This is a genomic window from Duganella levis, from assembly GCF_009857605.1.
Lineage (GTDB): Bacteria > Pseudomonadota > Gammaproteobacteria > Burkholderiales > Burkholderiaceae_D > Rugamonas > Rugamonas levis.
In genome coordinates this window covers 172557-186573 of the sequence record NZ_WWCT01000011.1, presented here as the reverse complement: position 1 = coordinate 186573, position 14017 = coordinate 172557, and the positions used below count along the sequence as shown (strand labels likewise).

Here is a 14017-nt window from a genome sequence, read left to right as displayed (position 1 = left end):
ACCGCAGCCAGCTGCCGCCGCGCGCCGAGCCGCCGGCCGCCGTGCGCGAAGTCGACTACAACGCCTTGCCGCCCGACACGCCGATCCGCATCGGCCTGCTGCTGCCGCTGCGTTCGGAAACCCTGGGCGCCGCCGCCGATTCGGTGCGCGCCGGCTTCATGGCAGCCTGGGAGCGCGACCGCGCCAACATCACCGTCAGCGTGCTGGAAACCGGCGACGTGCCGCAGGATATCCTGTCAGCCTACGCCCGCGCGCTGCAAGACCAGGACATCGTGGTCGGCCCGCTGTCGCGCGCGGCCGTGGCCACGGTGGCGGCCAGCCCGCTGCTGAGCAAACCGACCATCGCCCTGAATTACCCGGAAGGCTACGGCCAGCCGGGCGCCGCGCCGCTGCCGCAGAATATGGTGGCGATCGGCCTGTCGATCGAGGAAGAAGCGCGCCAGGCCGCCCAGTGGGCCGCCAGCGACCAGCCGGACGGCGCCGCGCTGGTGCTGACCACCGGTTCGGCCTGGCAACGCCGGGTGGCGGCCGCCTTCGCCGGCCAGTGGCAGAAGCTGGGCCGCCAGGTGCGCACCATCGAACTGAGTTCGCCGGACGGCTACCTGAGCGATCCGGAGCTGGTGCAGTTGCGCGCCACCCTGCGCCAGAACCTGCCGGCGCTGCTGTTCTCGGCCATGGGCGCCGACCAGACCCGCCAGCTGCGCCAGGCGCTCGGCAGCACCGTCAGCACCGAGCCGACCAATCCCATCTTCAGCACCGCCGACGCGCTGCCGCCGCCACCGGCCGCGCCGCCCGCCGAGCAATTCAGCAGCCTGCCGATCTACGGCACCTCGGCGCTGAATCCCGGCAGCGGCGCCGGTTTCCCGACCCTGGACCTGGACGGCGTGCGCCTGCTGGACCTGCCATGGCAAGTGCAGCGCGACCATCCGGCGGTGATGGTTTACCCGCGCCCCGTGCAAACCGGCGCCGGCAGCGCCGACATGACGCGCCTGTACGCGCTGGGCATCGACGCCTTCCGCGTGGCGCGCGAAATCGGCCGCCACCCGGTCGGCCGCTTCCAGCTGGACGGCGTCACCGGCCGCCTGAGCGTCGATTTCGGCCAGGGTCCGGCCCATTTCGAGCGCATCGAGCAATCGGCCGTCTACCAGAACGGCGTGCTGCAGCCGGTCAGTCCATGAGGATGCCATGCCCCGCACTCCACAGCAGCGGCTCGGCCGGCTGGGCGAGGACCGGGCGCTGGCCCACCTCCAGGCCCAGGGCCTGACGCTGCTGGAGCGCAATTTCCTGTGTAAATCGGGCGAAATCGACCTGATCATGCAAGAAGGGCCGACGCTGGTGTTCGTTGAAGTGCGCCAGCGCGCCGCCAGCCGCTTCGGCGGCGCCGTCCACAGCGTCACCCCGGCCAAGCAGCAGCGCCTGCTGCGCGCCGCGCAATATTATCTGTTTCGTCATAAAATCCCCCCACCGTGTCGCTTCGACCTGGTCGCCATCGACGATGAAAAATTGTCGTGGATACAAAATATGCTGGAGATGTAAGCATTTTTAACAGCGCTTGTCCGGTCTGCCGGACGACTGCACTATAATCAGCAACTATGACTAATCAACGCATCCTGGCGCACTTCCACGAAAGTGCCGAAATTAAAATCCAGTCCGCGACCGTGCTGGCCCCACACATTGCGCAGGCGATCGAGATGATGTTCTCGGCGCTGTCCAACGGCAACAAGATTCTGGTCTGCGGCAACGGCGGCTCGGCCGCCGATTCGCAGCACTTTGCGGCCGAACTGGTGGGGCGCTTCGAACGCGAACGCTTCCCGCTGCCGGCCATCGCGCTGACCACCGACACGTCGATCCTGACGGCGGTCGCCAACGACTACAGCTACCGCGAAATTTTCTCCAAGCAGGTGCAGGCGTTCGGCCAGGAAGGCGACATCCTGCTGGCGTTCTCCACCTCCGGCAACTCCGGCAACGTGGTGGCGGCGATTGAAGCGGCGCTGGAACGCGAAATGCGCGTGGTCGCCATGACCGGCAAAGGCGGCGGCGCCATCGGCAAGATGCTGACCGACGCCGACGTGCACATCTGCGTGCCGGCCGACCGTACTGCCCGTATCCAGGAAGTCCATCTGGTCACCATTCATGCAATTTGCGACGGCATCGACGTCGCCCTGTTCGGAGGAGATGCGAATGAGTAATTCCAGCGCTATCTGGAAACAAGTACAACGTCCGCTGGTCATGAGCGTGCTGTGTGGCGCCATGCTGGCATCGCTGTCGGGCTGCGTCGCCCTGGTGGCGGGCGGCGCGATTTCCGGTACGCTGGCTGCCTCCGACCGCCGCACCTTCGGCGCGCAAACCGAAGACCGCGCGATCGAAGTCAAGGGCGGCATCAAGATCAACAACGTGACCGGCGATGCCGGCCATGTCAACATCAACAGCTTCAACCGCCGCGCGCTGCTGACCGGCGAAGTGCGCGATGACGCAATGAAAGCCTCGGTGGAACGCGAAGTGCGCGGCATCGAAGGCGTGATCGACGTCATCAACGAACTGGACGTGGCCGGCGTGTCGAGCTACACCTCGCGTTCCAGCGACACCATCATCACCGGCAAGGTCAAGGCCAGCCTGGTCGACGCCAAGGACATTTCGGCCAACTCCTACCAGGTGGTGACCGAGCGCGGCGTGGTCTACCTGCAGGGTCGCGTGACCCAGCGCGAAGGCCAGATCGGCGCCGACATCGCCCGCGGCGTCAGCGGCGTGATGAAGGTGGTCAAGGTGTTTGAATACATCAGCGACGAAGAGCTGAAGCAGTACCAGCCTCAGCCTGCCAATACCGCCAATACCAATTCGCAGAGCACACAATGAGTTCCTCTTCTCGCGCCTGGATCAAACCGGTCATCGCCGCCGTGGTGATCGCCGCCGTCGGTTTCGGCGGCTACACCGCGCTGGCCAAGCGCGAGGTGGCGCCGCAGCTCACCTTCATCAGCCTCAACGGCGAGAAAATCACGCCGGAAAGCCTGAAGGGCAAGGTCGTGATGGTCAACTTCTGGGCCACCTCGTGCACCACCTGCGTGGGCGAGATGCCGAAGATGGTCGAGACCTACAACAAATTCAAGGGCCAGGGCCTGGAGTTCGTCGCCGTGGCGATGAGCTACGACCCGGCCAACTACGTCGCCAACTATGCCGAAACGCGCCAGCTGCCGTTCAAGGTCGCGCTGGACAGCGATGGCTCGGCTGCCAAGGCCTACGGCAACGTCTCGATGACGCCGACCACCTTCGTCATCGGCAAGGACGGCAAAATCCTCAAGCGCTATCTGGGCGAACCGGATTTCCCTGCGCTGCACAAGCTGCTGGACGAATCGCTGAAGAGCTGAACGGCCATGCAGGCCGCCTGGCATGACAAGCTGACGCTGTTGCTGGAATCGACCGGCGACGGCATGTTCGGCGTCGACCTCGATGGCCGCTGCACCTTCATCAACCGCGCCGGCGCCGAGATCCTCGGCTACAGCACCGCCCAGGTGCTGGGCCAGAACATGCATGACCTGATCCACCACTCGCATCCCGACGGCAGCCACTACGAAGAGCAGCAATGTCCGATCTTCCTGGCCTTCCGCACCGGCCGCCCATGCCGCAATGACCAGGAAGTGTTCTGGCGCGGCGACGGCAGCCGCTTCAACGCCGAATACTCGTCGCACCCGGTCATCGACCTGGGCGAGGTACGTGGCGCCGTCATCACCTTCACCGACATCACCCAACGCAAACAGACCGAGGAAGCGCTGCAGCGCGCGCGCCTGGAACTGGAACAGCGCGTGGCCGAACGCACCGCTGAACTGTCGCAGGCGCTGCTGCAACTGCGCCAGCTGTCGGCCCACACCGAGGCGGTGCGCGAGCAGGAACGCCAGCGTATCGCGCGCGAAATCCACGATGAACTGGGCAGCCTGCTGGTGGCGCTGAAGTTCGACGTCAACTGGATCGCCCGCCGCGTCCACGACCAGCTACCGCTGGCCGACAAATGCACCACCATGAACCGCCTGATCGAAACGGCGGTGGAAGACGTCGGCCGCATCATCACCGACCTGCGTCCCAGCATCCTCGATCATCAGGGCCTGGTGGCGGCGCTGGAATGGCAGTTGCAGGAATTTGCCGACGCCACCGAGATTGTCTGCGACGCCGACATCATCGACTCGCCCGAAGCGCCGGCGCCGGAAGCGCAGCAGGCCACCGCCGTGTTCCGCATCTTCCAGGAGATGCTGAGCAACGTGGCGCGCCATTCGGGCGCCAGCACGGCGCGCATCCGCATCCACCTGCTGCCGCATGAATTGCAGATGGAAGTGGCCGACAACGGCGTTGGCGCCGCCGCTGCGCGCCTCAGCGACCAGCGCTCCTACGGCGTGATGGGCATGCGCGAACGCGCGCTGCATTTCGGCGGCGCGCTCGACATCGAAGCCGGCGACGCTGGCGTCGGCACCCGCGTGCGCCTGACCATGCCGCTGACACGCAAGGCCGCCGCATGATCCGCGTGCTGCTGTGCGACGACCACCGCGTGGTGCGCGAAGGCCTGAAACAGATCCTGGCCGACGCCGGCGACATCGAAGTGGCCGCCGAATGCGCCGACGGCCCGGAAGCGCTGCGCCAGGCCGGCATCCAGGCGATCGACATGGTGCTGCTGGATATCGCGCTGCCGCTGCTGGACGGGCTGGAAGTGCTGGCGGAGCTGAAACGCCGCGCGCCGCGGCTGCCGGTGCTGATGCTGTCCACCTATCCGGAAAAACAGTACGCGCAGCGCTGCTACAAACTGGGGGCGGCAGGCTACCTGAATAAAAGCGCCGACGCCGACGAACTGCTGGCCGCCATCCGCCTGGTCGCCAACGGCGGCTCGCTGGCTCCCGGCACCGCCCCCAAGCTGCCGCACGAAATGCTGTCGCAGCGCGAATACCAGGTGTTCGAGGCCATCGCCGCCGGCCGCAGCGTGGGGCAGATTGCACTGGAATTGGGCGTCAGTTCCAACACGGTGAGCACTTATCGTGCACGCATCCTGGAGAAGACCGCCACCAGCAACGACGTCGGCATCGCGTTGTACGCCGTGCAGCACCAGCTGATCAAAGTCTGATGTAGGGGAAGCACTACAGCCGCCGGCGCGTGGCCCGGCGCTTGCGAGTAATGGTCGACATAACCACTCAAGGAGTAGTCCATGTCGATCTTCCGTTCTTATGACGCCGACCGTCCGGCCCTGGCATGCGGCTGCGGACGTCACGCCAGCGCCGCCGAACACGCGGCCGACGAAAGCGCCTCCATCGAACAACTCAGCAACGACGTCGTCGAGGAATCGCTGCTGCGCGCGCTGTTCCCGAAAGCGCGGCAGCGCCGCGACTTCCTGCGCGCGGTCGGCGCCAACACCGCGCGCGCCGCCATCGCCAGCCTGCTGCCGGTCGGCGCGATGCAGGCCATGGCGCAGGAAACCAGCGGCGCCAATGGCGCGCTGGAGAAAAAAGACCTGAAGGTCGGCTTCATCGCCATCACCTGCGCGGCGCCGCTGATCATGGCCGATCCGTTGGGCTTCTACCGCAAGCAGGGTCTCAACGTCACGCTGAACAAGACCGCCGGCTGGGCCCTGATCCGCGACAAGATCATCAACAAGGAACACGACGCCTCGCACTTCCTGTCGCCGATGCCGCTGGCGATGTCGCTCGGCCTGGGCGGCGCCGCGCCGCAGCCGATGCGCATCGCCACCATCCAGAACATCAACGGCCAGGCCATCACGCTGCACGTCAAGCACAAGGACAAGCGCGATCCCAAGCAGTGGAAGGGCTTCAAGCTGGCCATCCCGTTCGAATACTCGATGCACAACTACCTGCTGCGCTACTACCTGGCGGAGCATGGCCTCGATCCCGACCGCGACGTACAGTTGCGCGTGACGCCACCGCCCGAGATGGTGGCCAATCTGCGCGCCGGGAATATCGACGGCTTCCTCGGCCCGGACCCGTTCAACCAGCGCGCCGTGTACGACGAAGTGGGCTTCATCCACATGCTGTCGAAGGACATCTGGGACGGCCACCCTTGCTGCGCCTTCGGGGCGCCGGACGAATTCGTGCGCCAGAACCCGAACACCTTCGCCGCGCTGTTCCGCGCCGTGCTGACCGCCGCAGCCATGGCCAACGACCCGCAGCACCGCGCGCTGGTGGCGAAAGTGATTTCGCCGGCGGCCTATCTGAACCAGCCGGAGACCGTGGTCGCGCAAGTTCTGACCGGCAAGTTCGCCGATGGCCTGGGCAATGTGCGCAACGTGCCGACCCGCGCCGGTTTCGATCCGGTGCCGTGGTACTCGATGGGCGTGTGGATTTTGACGCAGATGAAGCGCTGGGGCTATATCAAGGACGATATCGACTACCAGGCCATCACCGAAAAAGTGCTGCTGCTGACCGACGCCAGGAAGCACATGAAGGAACTGGGCCAGCCGGTGCCGCAGGGCGTCAACAAGCCGATTACGGTGATGGGCAAGGTGTTCGATCCGGCCAGGCCGGCGGCGTATGCGGACAGCTTCGCCATCAAGCGGAGCAGCCGCTGATGCACGCTTCGCTGAATCTGCGGGCGACGCTGGTGTCGCTGCTGCTCTTGCTGCTGGTGGTCGGCGCCTGGCACCTCGCCACGCTGCCGACATCGGCCGGCGCTGACGCGGCCACCGCTAGCGCCGCCGACGCCGAATACGCCGCGCTGATGGGCAAGAGCGTGGAAGCGCCGAAGCGCAGCGGCGGCTTCCCGACGCCGCTGGAATTCGCCAGCGCCGCCGCCGGCCATCTCGCGCATCCGTTCTACGACAACGGCCCTAACGACAAAGGCATCGGCATCCAGCTGGGCTACTCGCTGGCGCGGGTCGGCATCGGCTTCCTGCTGGCCGCCGTGGTGGCGATCCCGGTCGGCTTCGTGCTCGGCATGTCGCCGCTGATGCAGCGCGCGCTGAATCCCTACGTGCAGATCCTCAAGCCGATCTCGCCGCTGGCGTGGATGCCACTGGCGCTTTACACCATCAAGGACTCCTCGCTGTCCGGCATGTTCGTCATCTTCATCTGCGCCTTGTGGCCGATGCTGATGAACACCGCCTTCGGCGTCGCCTCGGTGCGGCGCGACTGGCTCAACGTCGCCCGCACGCTGGAAGTCGGCCCGCTGCGCACCGCGCTGTGCGTGATCCTGCCGGCCGCCGCACCGACCATCCTGACCGGCATGCGCATCTCGATGGGCATCGCCTGGCTGGTGATCGTGGCCGCCGAGATGCTGGTGGGCGGCACCGGCATCGGCTACTTCGTCTGGAATGAATGGAACAACCTGTCGCTGACCAGCGTGCTGTTCGCCATTGTGCTGATCGGCGTAGTGGGCATGCTGCTGGACCTGGTGCTGGGACGACTGCAAAAACTGGTGACCTATGTCGAATAATCTCTCCTTCCTGCGCGTGCAGGGACTGGCCAAGCGCTACGCGCCATCGGCGCCGCCGGTGTTTGAAGACGTCTCCTTCGATATCGAACAAGGGGAATTCGTGTGCGTGATCGGCCATTCCGGCTGCGGCAAATCCACCATCCTGAATGTGCTGGCCGGGCTGGAGTCGGCCTCCGAAGGCCACGCGTTTATCAACAACCGCGAGATCAGCGGACCTGGGCTGGAACGCGGCGTGGTATTCCAGGGCCACGCGCTGATGCCATGGCTGACGGTGCTGGAGAACGTGCTGTTCGCCGTGCAGTCGCGCTATCCCGACTGGAGCAAGGTGGACAGGATCGACCACGCGAAACGCTTCATCGCCATGGTCGGCCTGTCGCAGGCGGAGCACAAGAAGCCGTCCGAACTTTCGGGCGGCATGAAGCAGCGTGTCGGCATCGCCCGCGCCTTCGCCATCGAGCCGAAGATGCTGCTGCTGGATGAACCCTTTGGCGCGCTGGATGCGTTGACGCGCGGCGTGATCCAGGACGAGCTGCTGAAGATCTGCGCCGCCACCCACCAAACGGTTTTCATGATCACACACGACGTCGACGAAGCGATTCTGCTGTCGGACAAGATCATGCTGATGTCGAACGGACCGCGGGCGCGCATCGCGGAAGTCGTCGCCAACCCGCTGCCGAAGAACCGCACGCGCGCCGGCATGCACCACGATCCGCAGTTCTACCCCTTACGCAATCATCTGGTGGACTTCCTGGTCCACCGTTCCAACTAAAGGAGAAATCTCATGGACCGCAATCAAGTCACGCAAAAAATCATCTCGGCCAAGGTGGCCAAAGGTCTGCGCTGGGGCGACCTGGCCAAGGAATTCGGCCAAAGCAAGGAGTGGACGACCGCCGCGCTGCTGGGCCAGATGACCTTCAGCCGCGCGCAGGCCGACAAGGCGCAGGAATTGTTCGCGTTGACCGACGAGGAAGCGGCGTGGCTGCAAATCGTGCCGTACAAAGGCTCGCTGCCGACCGCCGTGCCGACCGATCCGCTGATCTACCGCTGGTACGAAATCGTCAGCGTCTACGGCACCACCATCAAGGAATTGATACACGAGGAATTCGGCGACGGCATCATGAGCGCGATCGACTTCTCGATGGATATCCAGCGAGAAGCCGATCCGAAGGGCGACCGCGTGCAGGTAGTCCTGAGCGGCAAATTCCTGCCCTACAAATCCTACTAGAAGCCCGCCTGCAGCGACAGGTACAGGCCGTGCTGCTTCTTCGGGTTGAAGATGGTGATGTCACCCAGCTCCGCATAGGCGGCCGTCACTGACACATTCCGGGTCGGGAACCAGGCGACGAAGGCGTCGTAATACGCCTTCTCGTTGTCCACGCCGAGATTGTGCGGCTTGCGGCGGTACTCGGCGCCGAGCGCCACCTTGCGGGTGATCAGGTAGGCGGCCGAGAACTCCGGCATCAAGCGCGTATCGTCATTGCGGTCGCCGCCGAAACCGAGGATGCCCATCTGGTTGGCGCGCGTGGCGCGCAGCGTAGCATTTAGCAGCAGGCTTTGTTCCAGGTAGATCTTGGTGGCCGAGACGTAGTAGTCGTAGCCATGATCGTCCTTGGCGCCCAGCTGCTTGACGTTGGTGACGCCCAGCGCCTCCAGTCCGCGCACGCCCTTGTTCTTCTTGTACATCAAGCCGATCGCCACCTGCGGCACCCAGCTGTCCTGCTCATACACCGCATCGCCCAGCACCTTCAGTTTGAGGCCGACGATGTCCTGCTTGATATTCAGCTTATCCAGCGGCGCCAGGCTGCCCTTGAATTCCTGGTTGGCGAACGATACTTCGAGCCGGTCGGCGATGCCGATCGCCACGCCGTAGCTGCCCAGCTTGTAGTCCTGCGTATTGATGTAGGTGTAGTGCGCATTCGCGCCCCAGCTGTCGCGCGAGCCGTAGCCGCTGATCAGTGCCCACGGCGTAATGCCGCCGCCGCCCGCACCTTCCACCTGAATCACGCCGCCGGTGGCCAGCAGCTTGCCCATGTCGGGCGACGATTGTGCGTAGGCGCCGGCAGATGGCAATACCGCCAACGCAGCCATCAAGGCTGGAATGATTTTTTTCATTGTTATGCTCCTGATGGATTACTTGGTGACGATATCGCGCTGCATCGGCGCCAGCTTGGCGACCAGCTTGAGCGCGACGCGGCTCGGCACATTGTGCTGTTCCATCGCGATCTGCAAATCCTCGGTCAGCGCATTGAACATGGCGTTGGTGATCTTCAGATCCTGGTGCACGGTCTTCATATCGCGCACCGGGCCCACGCCCTCCATCGCCTTGTCGTGGTATTTGCCGGTGTACTTGCACGGGCCGCCGGCGAACTCGCAGAACTGCTCCTGCAAGCGCACGTTCAGTTGCGGGATGTCGAAGTCGGTGAAACTTTCCTTGATGCGCGGGTCGGCCAGCACCAGCGTGATGAAGGTATCGACGATCTTCTTGATGCCTTCCTTGCCGCCCAGGCCTTGGTAAGTCGAGTCCTCGGTATAGGGCGTTTGCGCCATGGCCAGCGAAGAGGCCAGCAGCAGGCCGCAGCCAAGCCGTTTGATGAATTTTTTCATATCAGTCCTGATTAAAAACGATAAAGAGAATTCAGCGGGGGCTCGGCTTCTACTGCAATTTATCAGATTATTTGGGGTACAAGATCATTTGCGTGCATCTGAACAACGCTATTGTTTTGCCAGTGGCCTTGTTGATGACCGTGGCGTCCCACACCTGCGTGGTGCGGCCCAGATGCACCGCCGTGGCGGTTGCCACCACCGTGCCTTCGCGCGCGGTGCCGAGGTGATTGGATTTCAACTCGATGGTGGTGAAGTTCTGCGCGCCTTCCGGCAGATGCGAGAAGCACGCATAGCCGCAAGCCGTATCGGCCAGCGTGACCACGCTGCCCGCATGCAGGAAACCGTTCGGCGCGAGATGATAGCCGCTCACGGCGAATTCCGCCACAATCTCGCCTTCCTTGACGGAAGTGATGACGATGCCCAGATGGTCCGGCAATGTGCCTTTGCCGAACTGGTTGAAGTAGTCGGTATTGAATTTTTCCGCGTCCATGCTGCTCCTTCTTTACATTACGCGTACCAACGCGCCTTTGTAGAGTATAGGGCCAGTTGGACCATTCGGATCGGGCGAGCCGCCTTTCGGCTCCAGCGATACCGCCAGCAGCGCGACGTCGTCGCCGACGGCATTGCTGCCCAGCGCCAGCTTGACTTCACCTTTGTCAGCCAGCAGGCCGAGCGAACGTGGATGGCCTTGCTTCGGCACCGCCCACAGCTGCAGCGTCTTGTCGCTGGCCACCGGCGCGTTGCCGACCAGGCGCACGGTCAGCGCCTTGCGATGCGTATCGCCGGTCAGCACCAGTGCGGTCTGCGATTTTTCATCGGTCAGCGTGGCGACGTAATCGAGCTGCGGCTGATCCAGCACGCGCGTGCCGATCACCACCACCAGCAGGGCCGCCATCGCGGTCGAGACCAGACCCAGCGAACGCCAGAAGGTCAGCGACGCCAGCCAGCCGGCTTGCGCCGGCCGCAGATTCAGGCGCCGTTCGATGCCGGCCCATACGTGATTGCGCGGCGTCACCGCTGTGGAAAACTCGGCCATCGGCACCAGCCGGTCCTGCCACTCGGCCGTCAGGCGGCGTAGTGCGGCGTCGTTGTGCAGATATCCCTCGAAGCGGCGACGGGCGCCGCCTTTCAGCGTGCCGAGGACATATTCTGCCGCCAGCTTTTCGCGCAATGGCGCATTGTCGCGAATGTTCATGGACGCTCTCCCTTGGCCAGGCACGTCTTCAGCTTTTCCAGGCTGCGGCGTATCCAGGTCTTGACGGTCCCGATCGGCAGCGCCATCTGCTGCGCCACTTCGCTGTGCGACAAATCATGAAAGAACGCCAGTCCCACCACCTGGCGGTGCAGGCCTTCCAGCGCGGACATGCAATAGGCCAGTGCGGTGGCGTCGCGGCTGAGTTCCAGCGCCTCCATCGGCGTGGCGGCAGGGTCGTGCAGTGCATTCATGATAGCGGCGTCAAACGGGTCTCCATCGATTTCGGCGGCGACATCGCTACGGCGTAGCAAATCGAAAGCCTTGTTGCGCACGATGGTGGTCATCCATGTCATCGGTGCGGCCAGGTGGCTTTGATAAGTACCGGCGTTGTGCCAGATCGCGACGAAACTCTCTTGCAACACTTCTTCAGCAAGTTCGCGCTTACCTAATATACGCAGCGCGAAGCCAAACAGTTTCGACGAAGTGGCGTCATACAGCGAACGGAAGGCTGCGGCGTCGTGCAGCGCGGCGCCGTTCAACCAGGTGCGCAGCTGTTGGGGATCGAGAGTGTGAGCGTCGGACACGGCATGCCTTAATCGGAAGATGAAGAAAATTACCATATTCCCAACGCAGCACAAACAAAATCCTGAATCCAATTGAAACTTGCCTTCGTATAAGCATAACAACATGTAGCATCCAATAATGCAGGCGGGGGGACCAGATGACAATCAGAGGCACGATGGCGGCAGTATCGGCGACGTTACTGGCTACCACACTGCATGGGATGGCACTCGCCACCGAGGATAGCACCGGCGCGCTGGCCAGCGTGACAGTGTTGGGCCATTACGACAATGCAGTCGGCACCTCCGACGCCGCCAGCCAGGGCACGGTGACGGCCAACCTGATCGCCAACCGTCCGGCGCTGCGCACCGGCGAGCTGCTGGAGTTCGTGCCCGGCATGATCGTCACCCAGCACAGCGGTGACGGCAAGGCCAACCAATACTTCCTGCGCGGCTTCAACCTCGACCACGGCACCGACTTCGCCACCTGGGTCGACGGCGTGCCGGTCAATATGCGCAGCAACGCGCACGGCCAGGGCTATTCCGACCTCAACTTCCTGATTCCCGAGCTGGTGCAGCGCATCGACTACAAGAAAGGCAGCTACTTCGCCGACGAGGGCGACTTCTCCTCGGCAGGCGCGGCCCACATCGGCCTCAGCGACCAACTGAAGCAGGGCATCGCCAGCTTGACCGCCGGCAGCTACGGCTACCAGCGCGGCGTACTGGCCGACTCCTTTGCCGCCGCCGGCGGCACGCTGCTGTACGGGCTGGAAGTCAGCCGCAACAACGGCCCCTGGCAAACCCCGGAGCAGGTGCGCAAATACAGCGGCACGCTGCGCTACAGCCACGGCGACGCGCAGGACGGCTACAGCATCACCGCCATGGCTTACCGCAACCGCTGGAACGCCACCGACCAGGTACCGCTGCGCGCCGTGCAGCAAGGCCTGATCGGCCGCTTCGGCAGCCTTGATCCCACCGACGGCGGCGACACCTCGCGCACCAGCCTGGCCTGGAATATGCACCGCCGCGACAGCGACCACGTGACGCAGGCCTCGGCCTACCTGGTGCGCTCCAGTCTCGACCTGTACAGCAACTTCACCTATCTGCTGAATGACCCGGCGCACGGCGACCAGTTCCAGCAAAGCGAACGCCGCACCATGGGCGGCGGCAGCGTCAGCCAGGCCTGGCTGAGCAACGTCGGCGGCATCGACATGCGCAACCAGCTGGGCGTGCAGGCACGCTACGACCACATCGCCCCCATCGGCCTGTACGCCACCGAGGGACGCCAACGGTTGTCTACCGTTCGTGAGGACCGCGTCAACGAGGCCAGCGTCGGCCTGTATGCGGACAACACCAGCTACTGGACGCCAACCTTCCGCAGCATCGCCGGCCTGCGCTATGACGCCTACCGCTTCAAGGTCAACGACGACAGCGCCAATGCGCACAAGTTCTCGCCCAAGCTGTCGCTGATCTTCGGCCCGTGGGCCAGGACCGAATACTTCATCAACTACGGCGCCGGCTTCCACAGCAACGACGCGCGCGGCGTCACCGGCCCCGATCCGGCGCCGCCGCTGGTGGGCACGCGCGGCGCCGAACTGGGCGTGCGCAGCGAATGGCTGCCGGGCCTGCAAAGTTCCTTGTCGCTATGGGCACTGGATATCGATTCGGAACTGGTCTACGCCGGCGACAGCGGCCAGACCGAAGCCAGCCGCGCCAGCCGCCGCACCGGCGTTGAATGGAACAACCACTACATCGCCGCGCCGTGGCTGCTGTTCGACCTCGACCTGGCGGTGTCGCATGCGCGCTACCGCCAGAGCGACCCGGTGGGCAATTACGTGCCGGAAGCGCTCGACAAGGTGGCGTCGTTCGGCGTCACGATCAAGGATATCGGCCGTTGGTTCGGCGGCTTTGAGCTGCGCTATTTCGGCCAGCGCCCGCTAATCGAGGACAACAGCGTGCGCTCGGCCGCCACCACGCTGGCCTACGGCCGCATCGGCTATCAACTGAATCAACGCACCAAGCTGACGCTGGACGGTTTCAACCTGTTCAACCGCCGCGCCAGCGATATCGATTACTACTACACCTCGCGTCTGGCGGGCGAGCCGGCCGGGGGCGTCGGCGATGTGCACTTCCATCCGGTCGAGCCGCGTACGCTGCGGCTGACCCTTAGCCATAGTTTCTGAAAATTAATCTTATTAAATCTGAATCTGACGCGCAGTCCGCTGCGTATATCAGCCTGCAG

The 14017-nt window shown here is 64.1% G+C and carries 17 protein-coding genes; 12 read left to right on the top strand and 5 right to left on the bottom strand.

The features are described from left to right. Positions 1–11 precede the first annotated feature (11 nt). The 11 genes from GTP69_RS15435 to cynS all read left to right on the top strand — a co-directional run bounded on the left by GTP69_RS15435 (position 12) and on the right by cynS (position 8641). A complete protein-coding gene (locus tag GTP69_RS15435; protein WP_371867955.1) occupies positions 12–1178 on the top strand; it encodes a penicillin-binding protein activator in 1167 nt (388 codons plus the stop codon). Between the two features lie 7 nt (positions 1179–1185). Next, positions 1186–1536: a YraN family protein gene (locus GTP69_RS15430; RefSeq protein WP_161055698.1), complete on the top strand. Its 351-nt coding sequence runs from the start codon at positions 1186–1188 to the stop codon at positions 1534–1536. 56 nt (positions 1537–1592) lie between these two features. Then, positions 1593–2189: a phosphoheptose isomerase gene (locus GTP69_RS15425; protein ID WP_110845954.1), complete on the top strand. Its 597-nt coding sequence runs from the start codon at positions 1593–1595 to the stop codon at positions 2187–2189. Beyond that, a complete protein-coding gene (locus GTP69_RS15420; protein ID WP_161055697.1) occupies positions 2182–2853 on the top strand; it encodes a BON domain-containing protein in 672 nt (223 codons plus the stop codon). The genes GTP69_RS15425 and GTP69_RS15420 overlap by 8 nt, the downstream gene beginning before the upstream one ends. Beyond that, entirely contained in the window at positions 2850–3362 is a 513-nt protein-coding gene (locus tag GTP69_RS15415) for a peroxiredoxin family protein (RefSeq protein WP_161055696.1), read from the top strand. The genes GTP69_RS15420 and GTP69_RS15415 overlap by 4 nt, the downstream gene beginning before the upstream one ends. 6 nt (positions 3363–3368) lie before the next feature. Beyond that, positions 3369–4502 (top strand): sensor histidine kinase, encoded by a 1134-nt coding sequence (locus GTP69_RS15410; protein ID WP_161055695.1) that lies wholly within the window; start codon positions 3369–3371, stop codon positions 4500–4502. Continuing rightward, positions 4499–5098, top strand: coding sequence for a response regulator transcription factor (locus GTP69_RS15405; RefSeq protein ID WP_161055694.1), 600 nt, complete (start codon positions 4499–4501; stop codon positions 5096–5098). The genes GTP69_RS15410 and GTP69_RS15405 overlap by 4 nt, the downstream gene beginning before the upstream one ends. An 81-nt stretch (positions 5099–5179) precedes the next feature. Continuing rightward, positions 5180–6553, top strand: coding sequence for a CmpA/NrtA family ABC transporter substrate-binding protein (locus GTP69_RS15400; RefSeq protein ID WP_161055693.1), 1374 nt, complete (start codon positions 5180–5182; stop codon positions 6551–6553). Then, positions 6553–7416, top strand: a complete 864-nt coding sequence (gene ntrB, locus GTP69_RS15395; protein ID WP_161055692.1) for a nitrate ABC transporter permease — start codon at positions 6553–6555, stop codon at positions 7414–7416. The genes GTP69_RS15400 and ntrB overlap by 1 nt, the downstream gene beginning before the upstream one ends. Further along, positions 7406–8185, top strand: coding sequence for an ABC transporter ATP-binding protein (locus GTP69_RS15390; protein ID WP_161055691.1), 780 nt, complete (start codon positions 7406–7408; stop codon positions 8183–8185). Before ntrB ends, GTP69_RS15390 begins: the two co-directional genes overlap by 11 nt. A gap of 12 nt (positions 8186–8197) precedes the next feature. Then, complete coding sequence (gene cynS / locus GTP69_RS15385) at positions 8198–8641, top strand: cyanase (RefSeq protein ID WP_161055690.1); 444 nt, start codon at positions 8198–8200, stop codon at positions 8639–8641. Here cynS and GTP69_RS15380 read toward each other — a convergent pair. The 5 genes from GTP69_RS15380 to GTP69_RS15360 form a co-directional block, all read right to left on the bottom strand. After that, on the bottom strand, positions 8638–9528 hold the full coding sequence (locus GTP69_RS15380) for a DUF3034 family protein (RefSeq protein WP_161055689.1): 891 nt from the start codon (positions 9526–9528) through the stop codon (positions 8638–8640). The two genes, cynS and GTP69_RS15380, sit on opposite strands and share 4 nt — an antisense overlap. Before the next feature lie 18 nt (positions 9529–9546). After that, positions 9547–10020, bottom strand: a complete 474-nt coding sequence (locus GTP69_RS15375; protein ID WP_154365580.1) for a group I truncated hemoglobin — start codon at positions 10018–10020, stop codon at positions 9547–9549. A gap of 67 nt (positions 10021–10087) precedes the next feature. Beyond that, positions 10088–10510: a PaaI family thioesterase gene (locus GTP69_RS15370; protein ID WP_161055688.1), complete on the bottom strand. Its 423-nt coding sequence runs from the start codon at positions 10508–10510 to the stop codon at positions 10088–10090. A 12-nt stretch (positions 10511–10522) separates the two neighbouring features. After that, positions 10523–11215, bottom strand: coding sequence for an anti-sigma factor (locus GTP69_RS15365; RefSeq protein WP_161055687.1), 693 nt, complete (start codon positions 11213–11215; stop codon positions 10523–10525). Then, positions 11212–11799, bottom strand: coding sequence for a sigma-70 family RNA polymerase sigma factor (locus tag GTP69_RS15360; protein WP_161055686.1), 588 nt, complete (start codon positions 11797–11799; stop codon positions 11212–11214). The genes GTP69_RS15365 and GTP69_RS15360 overlap by 4 nt, the downstream gene beginning before the upstream one ends. A gap of 200 nt (positions 11800–11999) precedes the next feature. Between GTP69_RS15360 and GTP69_RS15355 the strand changes: the two genes are divergently transcribed. Next, positions 12000–13958, top strand: a complete 1959-nt coding sequence (locus GTP69_RS15355; protein ID WP_229260960.1) for a TonB-dependent receptor — start codon at positions 12000–12002, stop codon at positions 13956–13958. Positions 13959–14017: the final 59 nt, after the last annotated feature.